We start from the raw sequence: 25,592 nt of genomic DNA on the forward strand, positions 1-25,592 counted from the left end.
GTTATGTTAGCGCTTTCTCCCGTGTTAACTGGTTTTCAACCAGTTGTGGCTGCAGAAGAGGACAATCCTTGGAAAACGATTTCCGATGAGGGCAATGAAATTAACGAGATTATTCATAAGAATGAGCAGACGTATATTCATTTAGGTGCTGGTGAAGATATTGACAATAAAGAAAATGCCGCTATTTTTAGAGATCAAGAAACACCTGTTGCAGAGAGCGATCAATTAAAATACACGGTAGTTCCGAAAACAGCTGCCGATCAAATGAATGTTGGTTTCTATACACACTTTAAGGATCAAGCCAATTATTCTCTCGTAGGTTTTGATGGGGAGGTTTGGTTTTATGAATACAAAGTGGATGGTAAAGGTGAACGCATAGAAGAGAACTCGGACATAGCGTTTCCTGGTATTGATCAAGCGTTTGATTTAGAAGTTAATTACGATAAGTTTCAGCTAACAGTCTTGCTAAATGATGAGACGATCTTTAATGAAGGTGAATTTGATGAAGCAATTGAACCGTTATTTGTAGAAGCTCCTGCTCTAAAATTAGGAAAAGATGAGCAAGGAGGATCAGAGATTTATATTGATCAAACATCTAATTCTGAATCACCTGAAAAAGATGAGGATGCTGCCGTTGAGGAGGCAAGTGAAGAGCCAAAAACAAAAGAGAGTGAAGATGGAGTGGAAGAAACTGTTCAAGAGGATGACGGTTCAGAAAAAGAAACAGATGAACAAGAAAAGCAAGTAACAGAAGACGAAGAAACTTCTGAAGAAAAAGAGACGTTGGAAGAGGATGAACACCATAAGAGAGAACAAGCGGATGATAATGGTGAACTAGTTGACATTCGTGATGAAGAATTAGCAGAGGGAGACTTAGACATTATCGAAGGTGATGGAGACATCACATATAATGATGATGGCTCAGCTACCTTCCATGTAACTTCTAATGGAAAAAATAAAGTAGTATATAACAATATGCCTAAGATAAAGAACGGAACATTAGAAGCAGATATCACCGGAGATGTTGATTTAAGTCGTTTTGGGTTAATCTATCGAGTGCAAGATGAATCAGCCTATACATATGTAGGTACTGGTGATACCCACGAAAGTTATTTCGGGGAAATATTCGGACCAGATAATTCTTGGACCAGTTTTACCGACGGACCAGCTCTTGCTGCTGAAGAAACAAAACGATTAAAAATCCGTTTTATTGATCAGATGGCAAGGTTGTATATAGATAATGAATTCCTTACTTCATGGAGTCTGCAAGGGGTTCAAGAGCCTGGCTTGTTAGGCTTTGAAAAAAGTAGAGGAGAGGCGAATATCACCATTTCCAATATTGTGATAACGGAAGAAACAGACGTGGAGTCACCAGAAACAGAGCCTGTACCTAATACGTTACAATCTGATTATATGGAGGTAACGATTGATGAAGTTTTCCCAAGGATTATACAATATCAGGTTGGTGACAAAACCCTTAATGGACAAGAAACACCGACTCAAGGCATAAAAATAAATGGCATTCCATATGCTGCAAATGTAAGCTTTGAAAAAATAACTGATAATGAAGCAGAATACGTGCTGACGGTTGAAGATGCGGATGAAAATTTAGACGTTGATTTGGTTTTAAGTGTAAAAGTAGAAGGTAATCAAGTAATTTATGAGTTTACAGAGGTATCCAATCAAATGGCTACCACCATTGAGACGATTGAGTTTGCCAATCTAAACTTTATATCGGTAAATGATCAAGAGAAAAATGCAACGGCTAAGCTGACGAATCTTAGCGGTGATATTAACCAGCCTGGGGATGTTGATATAACAGTAGATGAATCTTTAGATAAGATTGGATCCAGTGAAAGTTATTACGTGGGTGTACTTTCTAATGATCAATTAAGTGGTACCATTTGGTCAAGTTCGGAAGTGAATGGTCATAAGAACCTTATAGCTAATAGATACGAAAATGATGAAGAGTCTAAAGCAATTGGATTAGGTTCCAGTGCCTTATACTATCATCGATCATTTATGAATGAACCTTCTTCCAATCAGCCGATGATAAAAATCGCAATTGCTGAGGACGAGAATCAAGATAATGAAGTTGACTGGCAAGATGGGGCAATTGCGTATCGTGATATTATGCAAGAAATCCCAGGGTGGGAATCGGTTAATAATCAGGTAGCAACTAGGATTGCGATGAACTTTGGATCACAAGCGCAACAACCTTTCTTGAAAACACTAGATAATATCAAGAAAGTACAATTGGCTACTGATAATCTTGGACAATCTGTATTATTGAAAGGTTATGGAAATGAAGGTCATGACAGTGCACACCCTGACTATGGTGATGTAGGTGAAAGAATCGGTGGAGAAGAAGATCTTAACTTTTTGATTGATCAAGCTCACCAACTCAATACGCAAGTTGGCGTTCATATTAATGCACAAGAGACTTATCCAGAGGCGAATGCATTTAGTGAAGACTTAATCGAAGGTCCTGATAGTAGAGGATGGGCTTGGCTAGATCAAGGATATGTAATCGACAAAATAAATGATTTGGCTACGGGAAGTCGTGCGGAGCGATTAGATGAATTGAAAACAACTGCACCAGGATTAGATTTTGTTTATTTAGACGTTTGGTATCAGGATCAATGGGAATCCAATCGAATCGTTGAACAATTTGATGAACGAGATTTAAGAGTGACCACAGAATTTGGTACAGCCATTCCTAATTCCGCTACATGGACACATTGGGCTACGGATAAAAACTATGGTGGAACAGAATCCAAAGGTATCAACTCTGATTTATTGCGTTTCATAAGTAATCATCAACGAGATTCATGGGTGTTAAACTGGCCAGAGCAAGGTGGAACAGCAGACCATCCATTACTTGGAGGATACGAATTATTTGGTTTTGAAGGATGGCAATCGGATAAGAACTTTGACAACTTTATCAACAAAACATTTGATATTAACCTTCCAACCAAATTTTTGCAAAAATATCGTGTTATGAATTGGGAAACCGTTGATGGAGATCCAACTGAGACAAACTTAGAACAAGAAATTAAATTAGAAGATCCAGGTAATGATGACACTGTAGTAGTTAAACGAAAAAACAATGGGAGAGAGCGAGTCATTACATTGAATGATCATGTAATACTAGATGGATCTAATTATTTGCTTCCATGGATAGAACAAGATTTTCAAGGAACAACACCTGATTCTGAAAAGTTATACCATTGGAATAAAGAAGGTGGAGAAACAACTTGGGATTTACCAAATGAGTACCTTAATGAAAATACAATGAAGGTGTATCAGCTTACTGATCAGGGCCGAGTGTTCCAAGAAGAAGTAGAGGTAGTCGATAATCAAATTACCATTGCAGCAGAAGCGTCAACACCATATTTAATTACTGGAGATAATACGGATGAAAACACTGATGTCGCTTGGAGCGAAGAGGCTCATGTTTATGATACAGGATTTAATTCAGGCACTATCGATGACCGTCAAACGGAACTTGAAGGTGATCTAGAAGCAGTAGATGTAAAACGTACAGAAACAGAGGAAACTGGACGACAATATACAAGCGGAGATTATTTTTTAAGTATGGAAAACCCTACTGAAACAACATCTTTTTCTAGAACGATTAGTGGTTTGGAACCTGGACAAGATTATGTAGCAGAAGTGTATGTGGAGAACCAAAGTGATGCAAAAGCTTATATAGAGGTAGATACAGGCGCGGAAACGGCAAGTAATGTTGCCTTGAAGAGTCTGCAGAAGAACTATGTCAAGGCCGATTCACATGCCTCCAATGATGGACTTAATAGTAAAATGCAACGTATGCAGGTAAGCTTTACAGCTGAGGATGAAGTAGCTACCTTATCTTTGACAAGAGATGAAGGCGAAGGAGTAACCAAATTTGATGACATTCGTATCGTTGAAAAATCGCTTGATAATTATGATTCTGAGAATGTTTTTGAGCAAGATTTTGAAACGGTAGTGCAAGGTATATATCCTTTTGTTATTGGTAATACGGAAGGCGTAGAGGACAATCGAATTCATCTATCAGAGAAAAATGCACCCTATACACAAAAAGGATGGGCCAATGCCAAAGAAATTGACGATGTAATTGATGGAGATTGGTCAGTAAAAGTGAATACTGGAAATAGCGGGCTTGTTTATCGCACTATTCCGCAACATTTCTCCTTTGATCCAGGTTCTCAGTATGAAGTATCGTTTGATTATCAAACAACCGCTGATTCTTATCGCTTCATTGTTGGAGACCAAGCAATTGATGAGCAAAGTATTGATAATGTGCAAGGATTAAGTCAAAATGAACAGCTTGAAGCCTCCACGGATACTAACAGAGTTTCCTTTACGGTGGACGGTTCTGAAAATGGGCAAACCTATGTCGGAATTTTTAGTGATGGTACGACAGTGGATGCACATACTGGGGAAGGTAATTTCATTCTTGATAATTTAAGAATTGAAAAGCTTGAAGAAAAGGCACCGATCTTAGAAGTAAAGGATATGACTATTTCCGTTGGCGATTCGTTTGATTTACAATCATTAATTGTGAAGGCATTAGATTCTAAAGGAGAAGATGTCACGGAAAATGTGAAAATAGACACTGGTGATTTTGATAATGAAACACCTGGGGAGTATGTCGTCACCTTTACACTAGAGGAAGAAGGTTATGAAGCTAGGATGGCAACAGCAAGTGTTACTGTGGAAGATGTACCAGTAGACAAGGGGGAATTACAATCACTTATCGCCGCACAATCAGACAAAGATAAAACAAATTATACAGCAGAAAGTTGGGAAGTGTTTGCTCAAGCATTAAGTGAAGCAGAATCAGTCTTAGCAGATAGTGAGGCTAGTCAAGAGAATGTAGATCATGCCTTGTTTAGTTTACAGGAGGCAGAAGAACAGTTAGAATCCAAAGAGACAGAGAAAGTAGACAAAACAGCACTACAAGAGCTAGTAGATGCCCATGCTGATAAGGAAGAAGCAGAGTATACAAAAGAAAGCTGGACAACATTTATTCAAGCGATGGCACAGGCTAAGGAAGTGTTAGCCGAAGAAACTGCTAGTCAAAAAGAAATCGACCTGGCTTTAACAGAACTGCAAACAGCAATTGATGGGCTAACAGTTGAAGAAAAGACAGATGAAAGTGATGGGGATAATCATACAGAAGGCAATGATGAACCTGATGATAATACTGGTTCAACAGAAAGTGGAGAAGCCAATGATAGTCTAGGTGGGGACTCAGGTAATAACCAGCAAGGAGATGAATTACCGGATACAGCAACTTCTACATTTAACTGGTTAATTACAGGTTTGCTATTTACTTTAATAGGGCTTGTTATAGGGTATTTTGAGTGGAGACGTAAGGCTGCTAAATAAGAATAACAGCAAGGGAGCTGTCGCAAAATGCATAGGAGGCATTTGCTGATAGCTCCTTTTTCTATGTATGAGGTTACTCGTTTTAAGATTCGTTATTTTATTTTTGACGCACTCAAATAAACTTCACCTTTTTAAAATTTTTTAAGCTGTCTCTAATGGATGATGATAGAAGTTAAGGCTACCGACTTGGATTTCATATGTATATTTTATTGAGATATATCCAAATGCCAGAATCAAAAGCTTATTTCGTACATTGCCTGTTCCTCGCTGTGATATGAATTTTTCTTTAAAGACGACATAAATTTAAAAGAAGGCTTTACATTTATATTAAGATAGATTATACTAAATCCAACTGGTAATAACCACTTCTGAGGGGATTTTTCTGCTGCTATCACTATGCAGGAAGGAGTTACACTTGAGAAAACAAGTCGTATACCTCCTAGGGTATTCTTTCAATAGCGAAGGAAATTAGTGGAATACCTAATCAGTATTATTCGGTGACAAAGTGAAATTAAAAAGAGGTCTTATCGTATTATACTCAAATATGAAAGCGTTTCGTTTATTTTTAGGTCAACTGGTTATAACGACATAACCAGTTGAAAAGAAAATATTTACAGGAGGATTGACAATGTTTCATATAACAAACGAGGAATTACAAAGTAAGCAAGCACTTCACACAGTAAGTGAAATAATACAACAACCTGAAGTATGGGAAAAATTAAGACATACTCTTTTGGAACAACAGGGTATATGGGAACCGTTCTTATCTTCTATTTATGAAAAACATGAATATGTGCGAATTATATTCACAGGTGCAGGAACCTCTGCCTTTATTGGAGATACCATTACCCCCTTCTTGCGATCTCGAAATCAAAAGCATGTGCAATTTGATTCAATCGCTACGACAGATATTGTGGCAAGTCCAAATGAATATTTACAGGAAGATGTACCGACTATTCTAGTCTCCTTTGCTCGATCTGGTAACAGTCCAGAAAGTGTGGCAGCTACCAAGCTTGGTGAACGGCTTGTTACCGATTTTTATCAAGTTATTATCACTTGTAATAAAGAAGGCCAATTGGCAACAGGAACCAAAGAAGATAACAATGCTATAACCATTTTAATGCCAGACAGAGCACACGATAAAGGTTTTGCTATGACGAGTAGTTTTACTTGTATGCTGATTTCTGCCTATACCTTATTTACTTCAGACGATTTAGATCACAGTGTAATAGAGGCTGCAAGGGAACTAATTTCAAATCTTTCAACACCATTGACAGGTATTTGTGATTTTGAGTTTGAACGTATTATATATCTGGGTTCTGGTATGTTAGGCCCTTTATCTCGTGAAGCCTCTTTAAAAATGTTGGAGCTAAGTGCTGGAACAGTGGTAGCGTTATATGAATCATCCTTAGGTTTCCGTCATGGACCAAAGTTCGTACTGAATGACAAATCCGTTGTTGTTCTTTTTCTTTCTCAAGATTGTTATACACGAAAATATGATATGGATATTTTACGAGAGATTGCGGATAGTCCAGCACAACCAAAGATTATTGCTGTGACAACAGATCAAGATTCCACTGTTGAAACATTATCCGATTGGGTTATTTCTGTTTCGTCTTCTTACAATATACCAACTGATGATTTTCATGCGGCTATACTTTATATTATTTTTGCTCAAGGATTGGCGTTACAGAAATCACTAAAACTTGGCATCACTCCTGATAATCCAAGTCCTGATGGCAGTGTAAATCGAGTAGTACAGGGTGTTACGATTTATGAGTATCATAAATAAAAATTTTAAAAAGGAAGGTGTTTTGTGATGGCAGGACCAAATTTATTATTAACAAGGATTGACAATCGACTGATTCACGGGCAGGTTGGTGTAACATGGGTTAATCACTTAGGGGCTAACCTTGTTCTGGTAGCAAACGATGAAGTAGCAGGTGATGAAGTACAACAAAATTTAATGGATATGGTGTTACCAGATGTTATTCAAACTCGCTTTTTCACTATACAGAAAACTATAGATATTATCCATAAGGCAGCACCAAGGCAAAAAATCTTCTTAGTTGTTCGAGATGTGCATGATGCTTTAAAGCTAAAAAAAGGAGGTGTGCCAATCGAACATATTAATGTGGGCAACATGCACTATGAGGAAGGAAAAAAGCAGATCTCGTCTACTGTCTCAGTAAATGAAAGTGATATTGAAGCATTTAAACAGTTAGGACAACTGGGAGTTGAATTAGACTTACGACGTGTGCCGGATGAAAGAGGACAGAACATTTTGGACTTATTGTGAGAATTAACGATTTTAAAGGAGGAATGTATCTATGTTGTTAGAAGCCATTTTAATCGCCTTATGGGCCGGAATCATTGGTATAGATCTTTATGTCGGTCTCACACATATACATCGGCCGGTAGTAACCGGACTTGTTGTCGGGATGATTTTAGGAGATGTGACAACTGGACTGATCGTTGGTGGGACGTTAGAACTTATTTGGATGGGAATGGTACCGCTTGCAGGTGCTCAACCGCCAAATGTAGTAATTGGCGGAACAATTGGAACAGCATTCGGAATTATTCTCGGGAGTGATGCACAAGCAGCAGTAGGTATTGCTATTCCATTTGCTGTAGCGGTTCAGGGATTGATCACCTTGTTTTTTACTTTATTCGCTCCAATGATGCATAAGGCTGATCAGTTTGCTCTTGACGCCAATTATCGTGGGATTGAGAAGATCAATTACCTAGGTGTTACCATATTATTTGTCTTTAATGCATTGATTGCTTTTTTACCTATTTATTTTGGTGCAGAACAGGCGACGCATTATGTAGAGGCAATACCTGAATGGATTATCAACGGATTATCGATTGCTGGTGGTATCATGCCTGCTGTTGGTTTTGCCATGCTGTTGAAAATTATGATGAAAATAGAATATGTGATGTTCTTTATTGTCGGTTTTGTACTTGCTGCCTATTTAGAATTACCAGTATTGGCTATTGCCCTGATTGGTTTGGCAATTGCATTATATGATTTTTATCAGAATAAAAATAAGAAAGATCCTGATCAATCATCACCTCAAGAGGAGGAGATTACCGATGGCATCTAATTATATATATGAAGATAAAACAGAAGCTGTGGAATTACAACCTAAACAGTTACGACACTTAGTCTGGCGTTCATTATTACTTCAAGCTTCTTTCAATTATGAACGTATGCAAGCAGCTGGATGGCTTTATTCCATTTTACCGGGGCTGCGACAAATTCACAAAAACAGGCAAGACTTAAGTAAATCCATGAAAGATCATATGGAGTTTTTTAACACACATCCATTTCTTGTGACCTTCATTATGGGTATAATTCTTGCAATGGAAGGTAAAAAGGAAGATAGAGAGGCGATTCGAGGGATTAAAGTCGCTACTATGGGACCGTTGGGCGGTATTGGAGATGCACTATTTTACCTAACATTACTACCTATTACAGCTGGTATTGGGGCGTCGTTAGCTGTAGATGGTAATTTTCTTGGACCGATTATTTTCGTATTGATGTTTAATATTATTCACTTTGGTGTACGTTTTGGTCTCATGACATACGGTTATAAAACGGGTGTTAAAGCCATTGCAAAATTGAAAGAAGGAACGAAATTTGTTTCTCGGGCGGCTTCGATTGTTGGTTTGACCGTTGTCGGAGGATTAATTGCCACTTATGTTGCCTTACAAATTGACTATGTATGGGTACAAGGGGAATCGGAGTTGAACATTCAAACAGAGGTACTTGATCAAATTATGCCTGCTATGCTGCCTCTTGCATACACATTGTTGATGTACTGGTTATTAAAAAAGGGTTGGTCTCCACTTATGTTAATTGGAATCACTGTAGTTTTAGGGCTAATAGGCTCATTACTTGGCATTATGTAAAATTTTAATAATTAAAAAATAATTCTAGCCATAAATAGATGATCAAAAAGTTCAATAAAATGCGTAGGAAAACATTACGTCTATCTTTAACGAACTTTTTGATCACGCATTATAAGAAGGGAGTATTACAATGATTGGCATAGTCATAGCAGGACATGGTTCCTTTTCAACAGCTATATTAGAATCTGTCGAGTTAATTGCGGGATCTGTTCAAAAGGCAGAGACTGTTGAATTTAAAGATGATACAGATAAACTGGAAAAAGAAATCAAACAGGCTATTCATGAAGTGGATGGTGGGAACGGTGTTGTCTGTTTCACGGATTTAGCTGGAGGTACACCTTTTAATATTTGTTCCCAAGTGGCTTCATCATTATCGGGTGTTCAAGTTATCGGTGGAATCAATTCTCCTATGTTGTTAAGTGGAATTTTTCAGCGGGAAGCAGGTCTTCAAGAATTTGTGGAGAAAGTCATGGAGGATGGGAAAAGTAATATTAAACAGTTCGCTATGGAAAAAAGAAAAGAATCGTCTACTTCACAGGATGGAATCTAACCACAAAGAAGGGATTACATGATCCTATTGTATCAAGGCAAGTTGTTTTTTATTATAAGACGGTGAAAAAAGTGGCATGTTTATAAGTAAATCAGGATCAGTTTGGTATCTTTGTTGGATCAGGTCAACATCATTGATTGGAGTGGTTAGACCGTTTCCCACAGGTTATTTGACACCCACATGCATGGCATCAACGGCTATGATGTGATGAATGGGAACACGGAGGCAGTTCAAGATATTTCTGAAGCCATTCTGTCACTCGGTGTTACCTGCTTTCTATCAACAACGTTGACCTCTTCGGAAGCGGATCTTAAGCAGGTCATTACAGCCATTCGTGATGCCGTTAAACAAAGGTTACAAGGGGCGCAATCAGAAGATATGTTTTTGGAAGGTCCATATTTGTAAGTTATTATGGTCAAGTCTATTCATTTATATAGGAACAGAGAACTCCTAGAGGAAAAGTGTAAAAACTAGTCAGGAAAATTCAAAATGAATAATTATTGGAGGATTGTTATGAGTAATAAACAAAGTAATACTAATAAATATACCAGCGTATGGTTGATTTTTATGTTGATATTGACTATGTTTGCCCCAGTTAATACCGTGATGGCTAATACTAAAAATACTACATCAGACGTAACAACTATTAACGATTCTCTTGAGGAACCGGAAATGCTATCTGCCAGTGATTCATTTACGGAAATTGGTTTAATTGATCAGATAACCCGAGAAGGTAGTGATATTTTTATAGAACTGGCAAGCGGTGAATCTATCAAGATAAACTTTCTTAAGACTAACCTTTTCAGGATGCACTTAGATCCAAAGGGTGAATTTCCAGAATATCCAACTCCGAATAGTGAAGACCACACAACAACAATCATTGCTAAGGGAGCTGATGATTATACTAAAGAATATGGAGAAATTGATATTAATTTATATGAAAGCGATTCCAAATATTATAAAATTTCAACAGAAGATATTGAATTAAGTATTGAAAAACAAACATCTAAAATGAACTTATACGATAAGATAAACGATAAACAGCTTTGGAGTGAGAGTGAGCCATTAAAATATGATGGTAATAAAACAGTACAAACATTAGAAACAAAAGAAAAAGAATATTTTTATGGTGGAGGCCAGCAAAACGGATTTTATTCTCATAAAAATGAATCTATTAATATTGCTATTGGAGGGGGATGGGATGCCGGAGCAGCTTCCAGTCCAGTTCCTTTCTATATAAGTACTCAAGGATATGGAGTTATGCGAAACACATTCAAACCTGGTGTTTATGATTTTTCCAAAGAAGCAACTTTCGCGCACAATGAACAAAGATTTGACGCTTACTATTTTGTAGACGATTCGATACCATCCATTATTGATGAATACACAGAGTTAACCGGTCAAGCGGCACTTATGCCAGAATACGCTTTTTATTTAGGGCATGCCGATTGTTTCAATGGAACGCATAATGGACATGGTGATCAGCGGACACTCTTGGATGAGGGTCTAAACCAATTAAATGAATATGGTGAGAATGATATGCCATTAGGGTGGTTTCTGCCTAATGATGGATATGGTTGTGGCTACGGTGGTTTAGATAACTTAGAAAAATTTGTAGATGGAGCAAATGAACATGGAGTGGAAGTAGGGCTGTGGACGGAAAGTAATCTTCACCCAGATCCTAGTTTGCCTGCAGATAGTCCATTGCGAAGAGATCTTGATGGTGAAGTGCAAGCTGGTGTGAGAGGTGTAAAAACCGATGTAGCATGGGTAGGACAAGGTTATTCGATGGCCTTAGATGCAACTCGTCAAGCTGCAGAAGGAATAATGAAAGAAGAGAATTCTAGTGGAGCACGCCCTTTTGTGGTTAGTTTAGATGGATGGGCAGGAACGCAACGCTATGCTTCATTATGGTCTGGTGATCAATATGGTGGAAACTGGGAATACATTAGAATGCACATCCCAACTTATATTGGTGCAGGATTATCAGGTAATCCCAATGTCGGATCGGATATGGACGGGATATTTGGTGGTGACGAAGTAATACAAACCCGCGATCATCAGTGGAAAGCTTTTACTCCTATTCAAATCAATATGGATGGTTGGTCTTCAGTAGATGATAAGAAAAACCCGTGGAACTATGGAGAACCTTATGCTTCTATAAACAGAATGTACTTGAAGTTAAAGTCTCGAATGATGCCATATAACTATACAATTGCAGAAGAATCTACTACTACATCTATGCCTATGGTAAGAGGTATGATGTTAGAATTTCCAGAAGATTCATATACGTACGGAACCCAAACACAATATCAATATATGTGGGGGCCAAACTTATTAATTGCCCCGGTGTACAATGAATCTGATCATGAAGCTGGTGTAAGGAATGGAATTTATTTACCAGACGAAGAACAAGTGTGGATTGATTATTTCACAGGTGATCAATATCAAGGTGGAGGAGTTATCGATAACTTCGAGGCACCATTATGGAAAACGCCTGTTTTTGTTAAGAATGGCGCCATTATTCCAATGACTCCTGATAATAATTCAACTAATCAATTAGATGGATCTGAGAATCGAATTTTTGATATATATCCATCAGGCACATCTAGTTTTACCTTGTACGAAGATGATGGTAAATCTCTTGATTATAAAAACGGACAGAACACAAGAACAAAAATTACTTCAGAAGTGCACGATGGACAAGTAATTATTACAGTCGGTACAGCACAGGGAAAAGGCTATGATGGTATGGTAAAAAATAGAGGAACAGAGTTTTTGGTTAATACCCGTGTAAAACCAAATAATATAGTCGCTCAAGCTGGTGGAGAAGAAATTATTCTAACAGAAGTGACCTCTGAAGCAGAATATAATAATTCGGAAAATGTTTTCTTCTATAATGAGAATCCCGATTTAAATCAATATGCTACCCCGGATTCTGAGTTTGAAGATGTAGAAATAGAGACATCCCCCAAACTAAAAGTGAAGGTAGAGAAGACAGATATTACCGCAAATGAAGTACAAGTAATAGTAGATGGTTTTGATAATACCCAAGGCAAAGAGGTAGTTGATCCTAAAGTTCCGGATATGCCGACAAATTTAAGAGCAAATGAGGAAGATATTACGGATAGACAGATTCATTTGCAATGGGATCAGGTTGATGGCGACAATACGTATGATCTAATGATAGATGGAGTAGTGTATAGAAATGTATTTACTTCACCAGATAATGAACAAACGCCATTCTACATCCATAAAGATTTATTTCATGATACGGCTTATACTTATCGTGTAAGGGCTGTTAATTCAAAAGGAGCTTCTGACTGGACGGATGAAGTAACATTTCAAACAAAGCTTGACCGGTTTAGAAATGTACCCGAAAACATGACAGCTGAAGCGAGCAGTGAACAGTCAGGTGAAGGTGCTGAGAATGCTATAGATGGTGATGAAGGGACATTATGGCATACTGACTGGAATGATGGAAATCAACCACCACACACCTATGAAATTGATATGCAGTTAGCGTATCAATTAGATAAATTTGAATATCTACCAAGACCTGCCGCAAGTAATGGAACTATTCTAAAATATGATTTAGATGTCAGTTTGGATGGTAAGACCTATAAAAATATTGTCACGGATGGAACATTCGAACGTAATGGTGATGTAAAAACGGTTAACTTTGATGAAGACGTGAGAGCGAGATACATTAAATTAACAATTAAAGATGGTGTAGGTGGATTTGCAAGCGCTCATGAATTTAGACCGTATAAAGTGAACAATACTGAAGGAATCGTCGTGGGAGAAAATATTCCAAACGGAGTCATTGATGAAGACGATTTAACATTCTTTGCAAGTTACATCGGTGTAGATGATACGGATACAGCATGGGATCAAGTATCCAAAGTTGACATTAATTATAATGGCGTTATTGATGCCTATGATCTTATGTATGTAGCAGGCCAATTGGGTGAAACACCATTAGAAGCGACCGGTGATGATATTGGTGGAGCACTAAACCTCAAACCAGAAAAGGAACAATTAAAAGAAGGAGAAGAATTTTTCGTTGAGATCAATGGAGAAACCTTACAAGACATCAATGCCTTTAATTTAGAATTAACACTTAATTCTAATAAATATGATGTGATTGATATTTTGCTTGTGGATTCAACTGAACATATGTTACGTTATTCATCTCAAAGAGACGCAGGAGACTCTGAAGAACGATTGATGGCAGCTTTTTCTAATAAGGGCTCTCAGGAAGTTTTAGAAGGGACAAATACTCTGGCTGTAGTTAAAGTAAGAGCGTTGCAAGATACTGATTTTGATATGTCAATTACCAGGTCACTACTCATTAACACCGGATTTGACGTCATTGATGAGATTGGAGAAGTAGAAAAACCTGATTCAGAAGTTGATAAGAGTGTATTAGAATCAAAAATAGAAGAAGCTCAAGCCATTGATTTAGAGGATTATACCGAAGAAAGTGTTAATAACTTGACGGAAGCATTAGCAACAGCAGAAGCAGTGCTAGCTGATGAATCAGCCACACAAGAAGTAGTAGACAAAGCCTTCACAGAGTTAGAGACAGCAATCAACGGATTAGAAGCAGCAGTAGATAAGACAGCATTAGAAGTAAAAGTAGAAGAGGCCCAAGCTATTGATTTAGAAGGTTATACGGAGGAAAGTGTTGAAGCACTGACCGAAGCCATAACAATAGCAGAGACAGTATTAGCCGATGAACAAGCAACCCAAGAAACAATAGATCAAGCTTTCGCAGAGTTAGAGACAGCGATTAATGGACTTAAGGAAAAAGCAGACAAGTCAGCATTGGAAACAAAAGTAGAAGAAGCACAGGCTATTGATTTACAGGACTACACCGAGAAGAGTGCTGCTGCACTGGTAGAAGCATTAGCAACAGCAGAAACAATACTAGTCGATGAATCAGCAACACAGGAAGCAGTCGATAACGTTTTAGCAGAGTTAGAGACAGCAATTAATGGATTACAGGAAGCAATAAATAAAGCAGCGTTAGAAGCAAAGATAGAAGAAGCAAAAGAATTAGACATAGAGAGGTTGTCGGAAGAAAGCAAAAACAGGTTGGCAGACACATTAACTGCTTCAGAAACAGTGTTGACCGATCCAGAAGCAACGGAAGAAGAAATAGGCGAAGCACTGCAAGAACTGGAAACTGTCATCAAAGAATTACGTGAAGAACTAGGAGAAGTTGATAAATCGGAATTGGAAGCAAAAATAGAAGAAGTCCAAGCCATTGATTTAGAAGGTTATACCGAAAAAAGTGTTAATAACCTGACAGAAGCATTAGCAACAGCAGAAGCAGTGCTAGCCGATGAATCTGCCACACAAGAAACAATAGACAAAGTTATCGTAGAGTTAGAGACAGCAATCAACGGATTAGAAGCAGCGGTAGATAAGGCAACATTAGAAACAAAAATAGAAGAAGCCCAAGCTATTGATTTAGAAGATTACACTGAAGAGAGTGGCACTACCCTAACAGAAGCATTAGCAGCAGCGGAAACAGTGTTAGTCGATGAATCAGCGACACAGGAAGTAGTAGACAAAGCCATCGCAGAGTTAGAGACAGCAATCAACGAATTAGAAGCAGCGGTAGATAAGGCAATATTAGAAACAAAAGTAGAAGAAGCCCAAGCTATTGATTTAGAAGGTTACACCGAAGAGAGTGGCACTACCCTAACAGAAGCATTAGCAGCAGCGGAAACAGTGTTAGACGATGAATCAGCGACACAGGAAGTAGTAGACAAAGCCATCGCAGAGTTAGAGACAGCAATCAACGAATTAGAAGCAGCGGTAGATAAGGCAACATTAGAAACAAAAATAGAAGAAGCCCAAGCTATTGATTTAGAAGGTTACACCGAAGAGAGTGGTACTGTCCTAACAGAAGCATTAGCAGCAGCGGAAACAGTGTTAGACGATGAATCAGCGACACAGGAAGTAGTAGATAAAGCTGTATCTGCTTTAGCGGCAGCAGTAAAACAATTAGAGTTGCTAGATACGGAGGAGATAGATAAAACTGCATTACAAGAAGTAGTAGATTCTCACTTGAATAAACAGAAATCAGACTACACAACAGAAAGCTGGGAAAGATTTATCGAGGCATTAGATAAGGCGGTATTAGTGTTGGCTAACGAAACTGTCACACAAGAAAAAGTAGACAACACAGAATCCGCTTTAGTCTCTGCAATTGAACAATTACAACTAATGGAAACGGAAACTGTTAATAAAACCGCATTACAAGAGCTAGTGGACGCCCAAACGAATAAGCAGGAATCCAATTATACCATAGAAAGTTGGAAGGTATTTGATCAAGCAATGACAGATGCAAGAGAAATTTTAGCAGCAGAAACAGCTGATCAGGATGCAGTGGATACAGCCATGTCAGAGTTACAAGCAGCAATTAAGGATCTGCAAGCAAAAGATAGCAGTAATAGTCATGAGACGAATAAAGGGAAAGAATCAGAGGTTAATGAAGAAACGAATGTCAGTGGTTCGGGCGGAAACCAGGATAGTGACAATGATACCAAAAATACTGGAGCCAGTAATAATAAAGATAGTGACACACTTCCAGATACAGCAACATCTACATTTAATTGGATCATTGCAGGTCTGTTATTTGCACTACTAGGACTTGTCATAGCGTTCTATGAGTTAAGACGTAAAAAAGCAAAATAAGAGAATGAAAAAGGAAAGAGCCATTGTGTTCTTTCCTTTTTGTAAGAGTGAGGAAGTGAAAAAGACATGTGGTTTATCAATGAAGGCGTAGGTCTTTGTAGTTATTCCTTATTAAGAGTATTTTTGTACTATATTCAAAAAATCCCAATTACTTCAGTATTGTTCTATAAACCCTTTCATAGGTAAACAGTTCATCGGCAGGAACAACATTCCGCTTTACACTTCCACGCCTTAAATAGCACAACAAAAGCTTGCCCTCATCAAGAGAGCAAGCTTTTTGTTAATTTCATTAATGCTTCGCTTCATACCCCGCAGCAAAAATAGCAACCAAAAAGGAAATAGACACACCAATAATTAACGCAACACCCATACAAGTAGCCTCCTTTATTTATCTTCATCTGTCCATTATGTACGTTTTTCTATTATCTCCATATATTATAACGAAATACAGTTCATTTGTGAAGGGCTCATTTCCATTCATGATTTTGATCCTTTCATCATACATTTAGTTATAGTCACAAGCCATGAAAAGCTTCACATCACTGGGAGGTTGTTGAATGGATATTTTAAGAAGAGTACAGGAATATCGCCAAACACAACAGGCTTTAAAATGGGAGGGAACCTTTGTTGAGTACCTGGAGTTACTAAAGGAAAAGCCTTATCTGGCGCAATCGGCGCATTCACGGATATATCAAATGATTAAAGATAAGGGGATAGAAGAAACGAATGATGGGCGCAGGTACCATTTTTTTAGTGAGCAATTGTTTGGCCTAGAAGATGCCTTAGAAAAATTAGTAGAGGAATATTTCCATCCTTCAGCCAAGCGATTAGACGTGAAGAAACGGATCTTGCTGCTGATGGGACCAGTAAGCGGTGGGAAATCTACCTTGGTCACCATGTTAAAAAGAGGGCTGGAGCAATATAGCTTAACGGATCGTGGTGCCGTCTATGCGATTAAAGATTGCCCCATGCATGAAGATCCACTGCATTTAATCCCAGCGCACTTACGATCTGACTTTGAAAAGGAATATGGTATCAAAATTGAAGGGACACTATCTCCCTTAAATCGTTTACGCCTAGAGGAAGATTATGGTGGGCGGATTGAAGATGTTATTGTTGAACGGATTTTCTTCTCGGAGGATAATCGTTCGGGGATTGGTACATTCAGTCCATCTGATCCTAAATCACAGGATATCGCTGACTTAACAGGTTCGATTGATTTTTCAACGATTGCTACCTATGGTTCCGAGTCAGATCCACGTGCCTACCGATTTGACGGGGAATTAAACAAAGCCAATCGAGGATTAATGGAGTTTCAAGAAATGCTCAAGTGTGACGAGAAATTCCTCTGGCATTTACTTTCTCTAACGCAGGAAGGAAATTTCAAGGCGGGAAGATTTTCCCTTATTTCTGCTGATGAAATGGTGATAGCCCATACGAACGAAACAGAATATCGTGCGTTTATTTCCAACAAAAAGAATGAGGCGTTACATTCCAGAATGATTGTGATGCCGATCCCGTATAATCTAAAACTGGATCAAGAAGAACGAATTTACCAGAAAATGATCGAGGAAAGTGATATTCAGGATGTGCATATTGCTCCGCATACCTTGAAAATTGCTGCCATGTTTACCATCCTGACTCGTTTGAAGGAATCGAAGCAGAATCAGCTCAGTTTGTTAAAGAAGCTCTACCTATATAATGATCAAGACGTAGAAGGGTTTAGCGAACAAGATGTTGCTTCCTTGAGGAAAGAGTTTTCCGATGAAGGCATGTCTGGTATTGATCCGCGGTATGTCATCAACCGTATTTCATCCACGATTATTCGCAAAGAAATGCAGGCAATCAATGCTTTGGATGTGTTGCGTTCCTTGAAGGATGGGTTGGATGATCATGCCTCCATAACCAAAGAGCAAAAAGAAGACTACTTGGATTTTATTTCTACGGCAAGAAAAGAATATGATGAGTTAGCTAAGAAAGAAGTGCAGAAAGCCTTTGTTTATTCTTATGAAGAATCTGCCAAGACGTTAATGGACAATTATTTGGATAATGTCGAGGCATTTTGCAATAAAACAAAGCTGGAAGATCCACTGACAGGCGAAGAAATGCAGCCTGATGAAAAACTAATGCGCTCCATTGAAGAACAAATTGGCATTTCAGAGAATGCGAAAAAGGCTTTTAGAGAAGAGATCTTGATTCGAATCTCAGCCTACGCTCGCAAAGGCAAGAAATTCAACTATCAATCCCATGAACGATTGCGGGAAGCGATCCAAAAGAAATTATTTGCGGATCTTAAAGATGTGGTCAAGATCACGACATCCTCCAAAACTCCTGACGAACAGCAATTAAAGAAAATGAATGAGGTCGTCGCAACCCTGGTAGAAGAATATGGTTATTCCTCTCAGTCCGCCAATGATTTATTGCGGTATGTGGGAAGCTTGTTGAATCGTTAAGAAATAGTAACAGACCTCATAGAATTAAAATTGTACGAAAAAAGGAAATAGTACGCTTTTTGGAGTTATTTTTTACCGTCAAAAATCTTGTAATGACTAAGTTTTTGACGGTTTTTTATGGTCTTTGAAAACCCCTGGCTATGCCGGGGGTTCCATAGAGCTTCTAGCGCGGGGGCAAAAAAAGCCTCTCTTCATGATAAGATAAGGTTGGTTTCCCGACCACCAAATCTCATCAAAGAAGGAGGCATGTCCAATGCAGGACAAGAATAGTTTAGCACATACACAATGGAGATGTAAGTTCCACATCGTTTTTGCACCAAAATATAGAAGACAAATTATTTATGGGAAATATAAAAAAAGCATCGGAGAAATAGTAAGAGAGCTTTGTGAAAGGAAAGGGATTGAGATACACGAGGCAAATGCATGTAAAGATCACATTCATATGTTAGTAAGTATTCCACCAAAACTAAGTGTATCTCAGTTCATGGGCTACCTAAAGGGCAAAAGTAGTTTAATGATATTCGATCGCCACGCTAATTTAAAGTACAGATATGGTAATCGTAAATTTTGGTGTCGAGGCTACTTTGTAGATACAGTGGGCAGAAATAAAAATCAAATTCAAGAATATATTAGAAATCAGCTTAAAGAGGACTACATGAGTGATCAGTTAACATTATTTGAAGAATTTGATCCGTTCACTGGAGAGAAAAATAAGAGGAAATAAGAGATTCTTTTAGAATCAGTGAGTGAGTGTGGTGCAAAAGGGAAACCATTCAGTGGGCCTTTTAGGCCGAGGCCGGTAACATAGGCTTTCAGCCGCAGAGCAAACCACCAGTTCACACTGGTGGTTTTGATTAGTGTCAAAGACGAGTAATTCATAGGATAGCAGTTGCTCATTAAATTCAACGGCAAAAGGGTACTCATGTTCTTGTTTTTGTGTATAACAATTCAAACAAAGGTTCTGTTTTGGGGTATTTCATGAGAGCCAATCAGAAAATCATGATGTACTATATGGATGACAACCATAAAGTCACGCAGCGTATGATAAGAATTGTGAAAATAAAAGACACCCATATCCTGGCTTACTGTTATTTCCGCAAGCAAGTACGGTCGTTTAAAGTAGCCAATATTTTATCATACGGACCAGTCAGCAGAAGACAAACAGGGGCTTGAATGTTAGCGGAATGGACTTGAAATTGCTATGAGCTATATAAGTTGCATTAAATAATTTCTCGTTGACCAAACTAGATATATCAGGAAATAATAATGCGAGCAAAGACTTGCATGTAACACGTTTTGTTACATGCATAAGTTCCACTTATAGAGGTTATTGGTTCAGAAAAACGTAACCCCTGATTCTTTGTGATATAATAAACCCATCGACAAAACAAGTGTCATCACATAGTGGAAACGATGGCTTACCACAAACAATCCAGAAAGAGGTGCATACATCATGGCAAGCATATTTATATCCGGAGAAATTCCTGAGACAGGTTATGGCATGCTAAAAGAACATGACTATCACGTACATGAAGGAGAGCAGCTGATTACAGAAGAACAGCTGATCGAAGGGGCAAAAGAGGCAGAGGCATTATTAACCCCTTTGTCTACAAAAGTAACCCGAAAAGTATTGGAATCGGCGCCTCACTTAAAGATTATTGCCAATTTTGGAGCTGGTTTTGATAATATCGATATCGAGGCAGCTAAGGAAAAAGGGATCGCAGTGACCAATACGCCGAAAGTATCGACGGAGGCAACGGCAGAATTGACACTTGGCTTAATGATCGCCTTAATGCGGCGTATTCCAGAAGGCGATCAGTTATGCCGAACGACTGGATTTAACGGTTGGGCTCCGCTGTTCTTTTTGGGCAGGGAATTAACAGGCAAAAAGTTAGGGATTGTTGGGTTCGGCAAGATTGGACAGGCAGTGGCTAAGCGGGCGCAAGCCTTTGGTATGGAGATTTATTATACGGGACGTTCACGTAAACCAGTGGAAATAGAAGAACCGTATCAAGCGACTTATCTGAGTCAAGAAGAGTTGCTGGCAACTTGTGATGTAATCACGGTTCATTGTGCCTATACGCCAGAAACCCATCACCTTTTTACAAAAAAAACGTTTCAATCCATGAAAAAGGATGCCTATTTTCTGAATGTATCCAGAGGTCCCGTAGTAAAGGAAATAGATTTGGCGGATGCCTTAAAAGAGGAAGAAATCGCAGGAGCGGCACTGGATGTGTTTGAATTTGAACCAGTTATCACGGAAGAGTTAAAACAGATTGAACAATTAGTGATTACCCCGCATATTGGCAATGCAACCGTTGAGACACGAGATAATATGGCAATACTATCGACAGAAAATATCCTTAAGGTGTTAGCAGGTCAATCACCATTAACGCCTGTTTATTAATGTTTCTCCGATTTAAGAATAGAAAAGCTCTAATGATGGCAGCGTGTATCATTAGAGCTTTTTCATTTTTTTCAATGTTCTAGAACCTTCTGTGGCGTCTCTTTTATGAACCAACTCATTCCAACATAAGCGATCAACGACAAAGCAATCGAGCTTACAACGCTGTGCATGCCGAAGGGCGTAGGGTAGAAGGCTTGAAATAAAATATAAGATATAAGCCCAGTGACCATGGCGGCGATAGCTCCGTATTTATTCCCTTTTTTCCAATAGATACCCATAACAATTGGCCAGATAAATGCCGCTTCTAAACCACCGATGGCATAGAGATTCAGCCAAATAATCAAGTCAGGTGGTTGAATGGTGATCAAATAAACGATAATACCTAGTAGGGCAGTGATACTCATGCTGATGGTCTTTACTTGTTTCCTGCTTGCATGAGGTTGAACGTAATTGACGTATACATCCTTGACGATTGTGGAGCTCACGAGCAACAGTAGAGAGTCCACGGTAGACATAATGGCGGCTAATGGTGCCGCTAGGACAATTCCTGCCAGCCAAGCGGGAAGAACCTTCAAGGCAATTAACGGTATCACGGCGTCTGGTACATCAATACCAGGTAGAATGGGGCGAGCAAACACACCAATGATATGCATGTTTAACATTAATACGCCGACTACGATCGTGCCAATAATTAAGGCGCGATGAAAGGCCTTGGTGCTTTGATAAGACATGGACCGTACGACAATTTGTGGCAAAGCAACAACGCCGAGCCCGACGAGTATCCAAAAGCTGGACACATAATGAGGAGTAAGCGTACCATCTGCTCCATATGGCGTGATCAAATGGGGATTTTCCGTTTGAAGATCCTGCATGATAGCTTCTACACCACCGCCAGAAATGATGATCGCTGCTAGTAAAATAATCGTACCAATCACCATAATACTGCCCTGAATCGAATCGGTTAAGGTTACCGCACGAAAGCCGCCAAAGGTAACATAGATTAAAACGGTGATGACAAAAAGAAGGAGTGCGGTATGATAAGACAGACCGGTCACGGATTCAATTAATCTACCGCCGCCAATCCATTGAGCAGCCATTGCCGAGAATAGAAAAATTATAATACTGACTGCTGCTAAGAGGACGACCCATTTGGATTGGTAACGCGCCTTTAGAAAGTCGACCATCGTGATCGCCTTGTATCGTTTGGACATAATCGCAAAGCGCTTACCCAAAATCATTAAAGTGAAATAACCAGTGGCTACTTGTGTTACAGATAGAAGCACCCATCCCAGCCCTTCATTGTAAGCAACACCAGGACCGCCAATAAAACTGCTGGCACTTCCATAGGTAGCTGTCATCGTCATGGCCAGTACGAAACCACCCAGCTTCCTGCCCCCTAGATAATAATCCTCCATAAAAGAAGTGGACGGATTGGCTGTTCTGCTTGCTAACAACCCAACAAGGAAAATACCTGCAAGTGAGATAAATAAGGTAATCGTTGCAATGGCATTCATGTGTGGTACGATTCCTCCTCATCAAGCGGCATATCGGTGAAAAAATAATGAACAATGATAAAAACCAGTGTTGAAATTACCAGCACACTGCCGATACAGCTATAGAAAAACCATGCTGGAAACCCGAGGATATACTGGTATTGGCTGGGATCTTTAGTCCCTAGTCCATAGGCAAAGCCAAACCACCAAATAAAATGAAATAGCGCAAGGATGATACCAATGATTGCCTCACGATTGGCTATTTGAAAAGGATGTTTTTCCTTCATCGGACACGCCTCCTTTGTAAGTTTACATTATAATGAAGAAGGTGGGTCAATGCAATCCATCAAGCCCTTTTCGTTTAGTCCTGTTTATATTACATAAAAAAATAAATACTTTTATCCAAAATGGACGAAAGTGTGTTATACTGAATAATAGGAAGAATAATAGAGGGGGCTTCAATTTGAAATCGAGTTGGAAGTCATTAGGACAGATATTTTTAGCTTTTTTAAAGATAGCGCCCGCTACTTTTGGCGGTGGTTATGCAATGATACCGTTAATGGAAAAAGAAGTAGTAGATAAAAGAAAATGGATGGAGACGAAAGAAATATCCGAGATTTTTGCGATTGCTCAATCGGTACCAGGAGCTATTGCGATTAATTCGGCTACCTTTATTGGCTATCGTTTGGCAGGTGTACTTGGTGCGGTCACTGCGATGGTTGGTATTATGGTCCCGACTTTTCTCATTGTTGTGGCTTTAAGTATACTGTTTATCTTTGTGAATGATAATCCTTATGTTGAAGCCGCGTTTACAGGTATCCGTGCGGCGGTAGTAGCGATGATTTTGTATGCCGCTTATAAAATTGGTTTAACGGCTATTTATGATAAAACGACCTTAATGATTATGATCGTCACGACACTTGTTTTATATCTATTACAAGTACATCCTGTTATCGTGATCTTAGGAGGTATTGTTGTGGGGATTGCGGCTGTAAAGGTCCAGCGCTGGTTGGGATACGCCACAAGGTTGGATAGAGAGGATAAATAAGACAAATTGGTGTTAGTGGAAAAAGAGAAAGAGGGAGTAATACATGGAATTGTTGAGTTTGTTTTGGACATTTTTATTAATAGGTTCGGTCTCGTTCGGCGGCGGTTATGCGATGATTCCTGTTATTGAAGAAGAGGTGAGCAAACATGGCTGGATGACTACTCAGGAGTTTACTGATGTGATTGCAGTAGCAGGTATGTCGCCAGGCCCGATTGCGACAAATAGTGCGATTTTTGTTGGTTACCATACGGCATCGCTGCCGGGGGCGATCATCGCCGCACTTGGCATGATTTTGCCTTCATTGATTATTATACTAATCATTGCAGCCTTCTTTTTTAAGTTTCATGAGTTGCCGCTTGTACGTTCGGCTTTTTATGGATTGCGCCCGATTATCACAGGGCTAATCTTATATTCGGCGATCCATTTTGCTATTTCTAATCAAGTAATTGGGGAAATATCTTACCAAACGATAACTTTGATTGGGATTTTTGCCTTATCCCTGTTTGCCTTGATGAAATTACGGTTGCATCCGGTTACCGTAATTGCTTTGGCTGGGATTTGCGGGCTCGTGTTATACTAAAGTTAAGTTAATGGAGAGGGAGTGATACTTGATGACAGAAGAAAAACGCAGCTGCTGTCAGGTAAGCAGAGCTGATTTGTTTGCGGAGAAAAAAGAGGATACGGTGCAAGTGGAACGTGGGCAGCAAAGTACAGATGGGATGGTATATCTGTCTGGGGGAGAGTTCCTAATGGGGACAGACGATGAAGAAGGTTTTAAAACGGATGGAGAGGGCCCTGTAGAAAAGGTCAAAGTGGACCCTTTTTACATAGATGAAACAACGGTAACGAATCAGCAATTTCAAGCGTTTGTGAAGGAGACTGGTTATCAGACCGAAGCAGAGAGATTTAGCTGGTCTTTTGTCTTCCATCTATTTGTTGCGAAAGATTTTCCAGGTAAAGTGCAGCAAGTTCCTCAAACTCCTTGGTGGCTGGCAACAGAAGGGGCTTATTGGTATCAACCGGAAGGTGAAGGCTCTAATTTGGACGGGAGGATGGATCATCCCGTTATTCATGTTTCTTGGAATGATGCAATCGCCTATTGTCAGTGGGCAGGAAAACGACTGCCAACAGAGGCGGAATGGGAATATGCTGCGAGAGGCGGTCTTGTGCAAAAAAGGTTTCCGTGGGGAGATGAGTTAACTCCAAACGGCGAGCATTATTGTAATATATGGCAGGGTGAATTTCCTCGTCATAATACAGAAGAGGATGGATATGTAGGGACCGCACCTGTGCAAAGTTTCTCGCCGAATGACTATGGTCTGTATCATATGTCAGGGAATGTGTGGGAATGGTGTGCCAATACGTTTCAAATCGATCGTCAAGGAAAGGCAGATCAAGAACCGGTAGATGGAAATCTTCTTAAGGTAATGCGCGGGGGTTCTTATTTATGTCATCATTCCTACTGTAATCGTTATCGTGTAGCTGCAAGGAGCTCGAATACGGTGGAAAGTTCGTCAGGAAATATAGGATTTCGTTGTGTGAAGACAGCAAATTAGTAAAGAAAAGGAGCGGGTAAACCATTTGCCCGCTCTATTTATGTAGGCGGCGTGTTCACAGT

Annotated in this window: 16 protein-coding genes and 2 pseudogenes; 16 read left to right on the forward strand and 2 right to left on the reverse strand. The window is 39.2% G+C overall.

Going from position 1 to position 25,592, the window contains the following annotated elements; translation table 11 throughout:
* Positions 1 to 3: 3 nt before the first annotated feature.
* The 13 genes and pseudogenes from BN6556_RS22535 to BN6556_RS12075 form a co-directional block, all read left to right on the forward strand.
* A pseudogene (locus BN6556_RS22535) lies at positions 4 to 507 on the forward strand (hypothetical protein); the annotation flags it as partial.
* Between the two features lie 318 nt (positions 508 to 825).
* Positions 826 to 5,397 (forward strand): annotated as a pseudogene (locus tag BN6556_RS12025) (endo-alpha-N-acetylgalactosaminidase family protein); the annotation flags it as partial.
* A 628-nt stretch (positions 5,398 to 6,025) separates the two neighbouring features.
* On the forward strand, positions 6,026 to 7,189 hold the full coding sequence (locus tag BN6556_RS12030) for an SIS domain-containing protein (RefSeq protein ID WP_066191747.1): 1,164 nt from the start codon (positions 6,026 to 6,028) through the stop codon (positions 7,187 to 7,189).
* Positions 7,190 to 7,216: 27 nt separating this feature from the next.
* Complete coding sequence (gene agaV / locus BN6556_RS12035) at positions 7,217 to 7,696, forward strand: PTS N-acetylgalactosamine transporter subunit IIB (RefSeq protein ID WP_066191749.1); 480 nt, start codon at positions 7,217 to 7,219, stop codon at positions 7,694 to 7,696.
* A 31-nt stretch (positions 7,697 to 7,727) separates the two neighbouring features.
* Complete coding sequence (agaW, locus tag BN6556_RS12040; protein ID WP_066191751.1) at positions 7,728 to 8,504, forward strand: PTS N-acetylgalactosamine transporter subunit IIC; 777 nt, start codon at positions 7,728 to 7,730, stop codon at positions 8,502 to 8,504.
* Positions 8,494 to 9,312, forward strand: a complete 819-nt coding sequence (locus BN6556_RS12045) for a PTS system mannose/fructose/sorbose family transporter subunit IID (protein WP_066191753.1) — start codon at positions 8,494 to 8,496, stop codon at positions 9,310 to 9,312. The genes agaW and BN6556_RS12045 overlap by 11 nt, the downstream gene beginning before the upstream one ends.
* Before the next feature lie 130 nt (positions 9,313 to 9,442).
* On the forward strand, positions 9,443 to 9,862 hold the full coding sequence (locus BN6556_RS12050; protein WP_066191757.1) for a PTS sugar transporter subunit IIA: 420 nt from the start codon (positions 9,443 to 9,445) through the stop codon (positions 9,860 to 9,862).
* A gap of 180 nt (positions 9,863 to 10,042) precedes the next feature.
* The gene (locus BN6556_RS12055; RefSeq protein ID WP_066191764.1) at positions 10,043 to 10,267 is read left to right on the forward strand and encodes a hypothetical protein; all 225 of its coding nucleotides are present in this window, start codon (positions 10,043 to 10,045) and stop codon (positions 10,265 to 10,267) included.
* A 108-nt stretch (positions 10,268 to 10,375) separates the two neighbouring features.
* Positions 10,376 to 16,573, forward strand: coding sequence for a discoidin domain-containing protein (locus BN6556_RS21950; RefSeq protein ID WP_066191768.1), 6,198 nt, complete (start codon positions 10,376 to 10,378; stop codon positions 16,571 to 16,573).
* A gap of 557 nt (positions 16,574 to 17,130) precedes the next feature.
* Entirely contained in the window at positions 17,131 to 19,026 is a 1,896-nt protein-coding gene (locus BN6556_RS12065; RefSeq protein WP_066191771.1) for a PrkA family serine protein kinase, read from the forward strand.
* 253 nt (positions 19,027 to 19,279) lie between these two features.
* Positions 19,280 to 19,750 (forward strand): IS200/IS605 family transposase, encoded by a 471-nt coding sequence (gene tnpA / locus BN6556_RS12070; RefSeq protein WP_066188382.1) that lies wholly within the window; start codon positions 19,280 to 19,282, stop codon positions 19,748 to 19,750.
* 254 nt (positions 19,751 to 20,004) lie between these two features.
* The gene (locus BN6556_RS21695) at positions 20,005 to 20,199 is read left to right on the forward strand and encodes a hypothetical protein (protein ID WP_078060081.1); all 195 of its coding nucleotides are present in this window, start codon (positions 20,005 to 20,007) and stop codon (positions 20,197 to 20,199) included.
* Positions 20,200 to 20,479: 280 nt separating this feature from the next.
* The gene (locus BN6556_RS12075) at positions 20,480 to 21,433 is read left to right on the forward strand and encodes a 2-hydroxyacid dehydrogenase family protein (protein ID WP_066191774.1); all 954 of its coding nucleotides are present in this window, start codon (positions 20,480 to 20,482) and stop codon (positions 21,431 to 21,433) included.
* Between the two features lie 71 nt (positions 21,434 to 21,504).
* Here the strand turns inward: BN6556_RS12075 and panF are convergent, their stop codons facing one another.
* Both panF and BN6556_RS12085 read right to left on the reverse strand, forming a co-directional pair.
* On the reverse strand, positions 21,505 to 22,947 hold the full coding sequence (gene panF, locus BN6556_RS12080; protein WP_066191775.1) for a sodium/pantothenate symporter: 1,443 nt from the start codon (positions 22,945 to 22,947) through the stop codon (positions 21,505 to 21,507).
* On the reverse strand, positions 22,944 to 23,213 hold the full coding sequence (locus tag BN6556_RS12085; protein ID WP_066191776.1) for a YhdT family protein: 270 nt from the start codon (positions 23,211 to 23,213) through the stop codon (positions 22,944 to 22,946). Before BN6556_RS12085 ends, panF begins: the two co-directional genes overlap by 4 nt.
* Before the next feature lie 176 nt (positions 23,214 to 23,389).
* On the opposite strand from BN6556_RS12085, the gene BN6556_RS12090 reads away from it, so the two are divergent.
* From BN6556_RS12090 to BN6556_RS12100, 3 genes are read left to right on the forward strand one after another with little or no spacing between them, the layout of a single operon-like run.
* Entirely contained in the window at positions 23,390 to 23,974 is a 585-nt protein-coding gene (locus BN6556_RS12090) for a chromate transporter (RefSeq protein ID WP_066191779.1), read from the forward strand.
* A 43-nt stretch (positions 23,975 to 24,017) separates the two neighbouring features.
* On the forward strand, positions 24,018 to 24,554 hold the full coding sequence (locus tag BN6556_RS12095; protein ID WP_066191782.1) for a chromate transporter: 537 nt from the start codon (positions 24,018 to 24,020) through the stop codon (positions 24,552 to 24,554).
* A 31-nt stretch (positions 24,555 to 24,585) separates the two neighbouring features.
* Complete coding sequence (locus tag BN6556_RS12100; RefSeq protein WP_066191785.1) at positions 24,586 to 25,530, forward strand: formylglycine-generating enzyme family protein; 945 nt, start codon at positions 24,586 to 24,588, stop codon at positions 25,528 to 25,530.
* Positions 25,531 to 25,592: the final 62 nt, after the last annotated feature.

The organism is Gracilibacillus timonensis, assembly GCF_900086715.1.
In the GTDB taxonomy this organism is placed as follows: domain Bacteria; phylum Bacillota; class Bacilli; order Bacillales; family Amphibacillaceae; genus Gracilibacillus; species Gracilibacillus timonensis.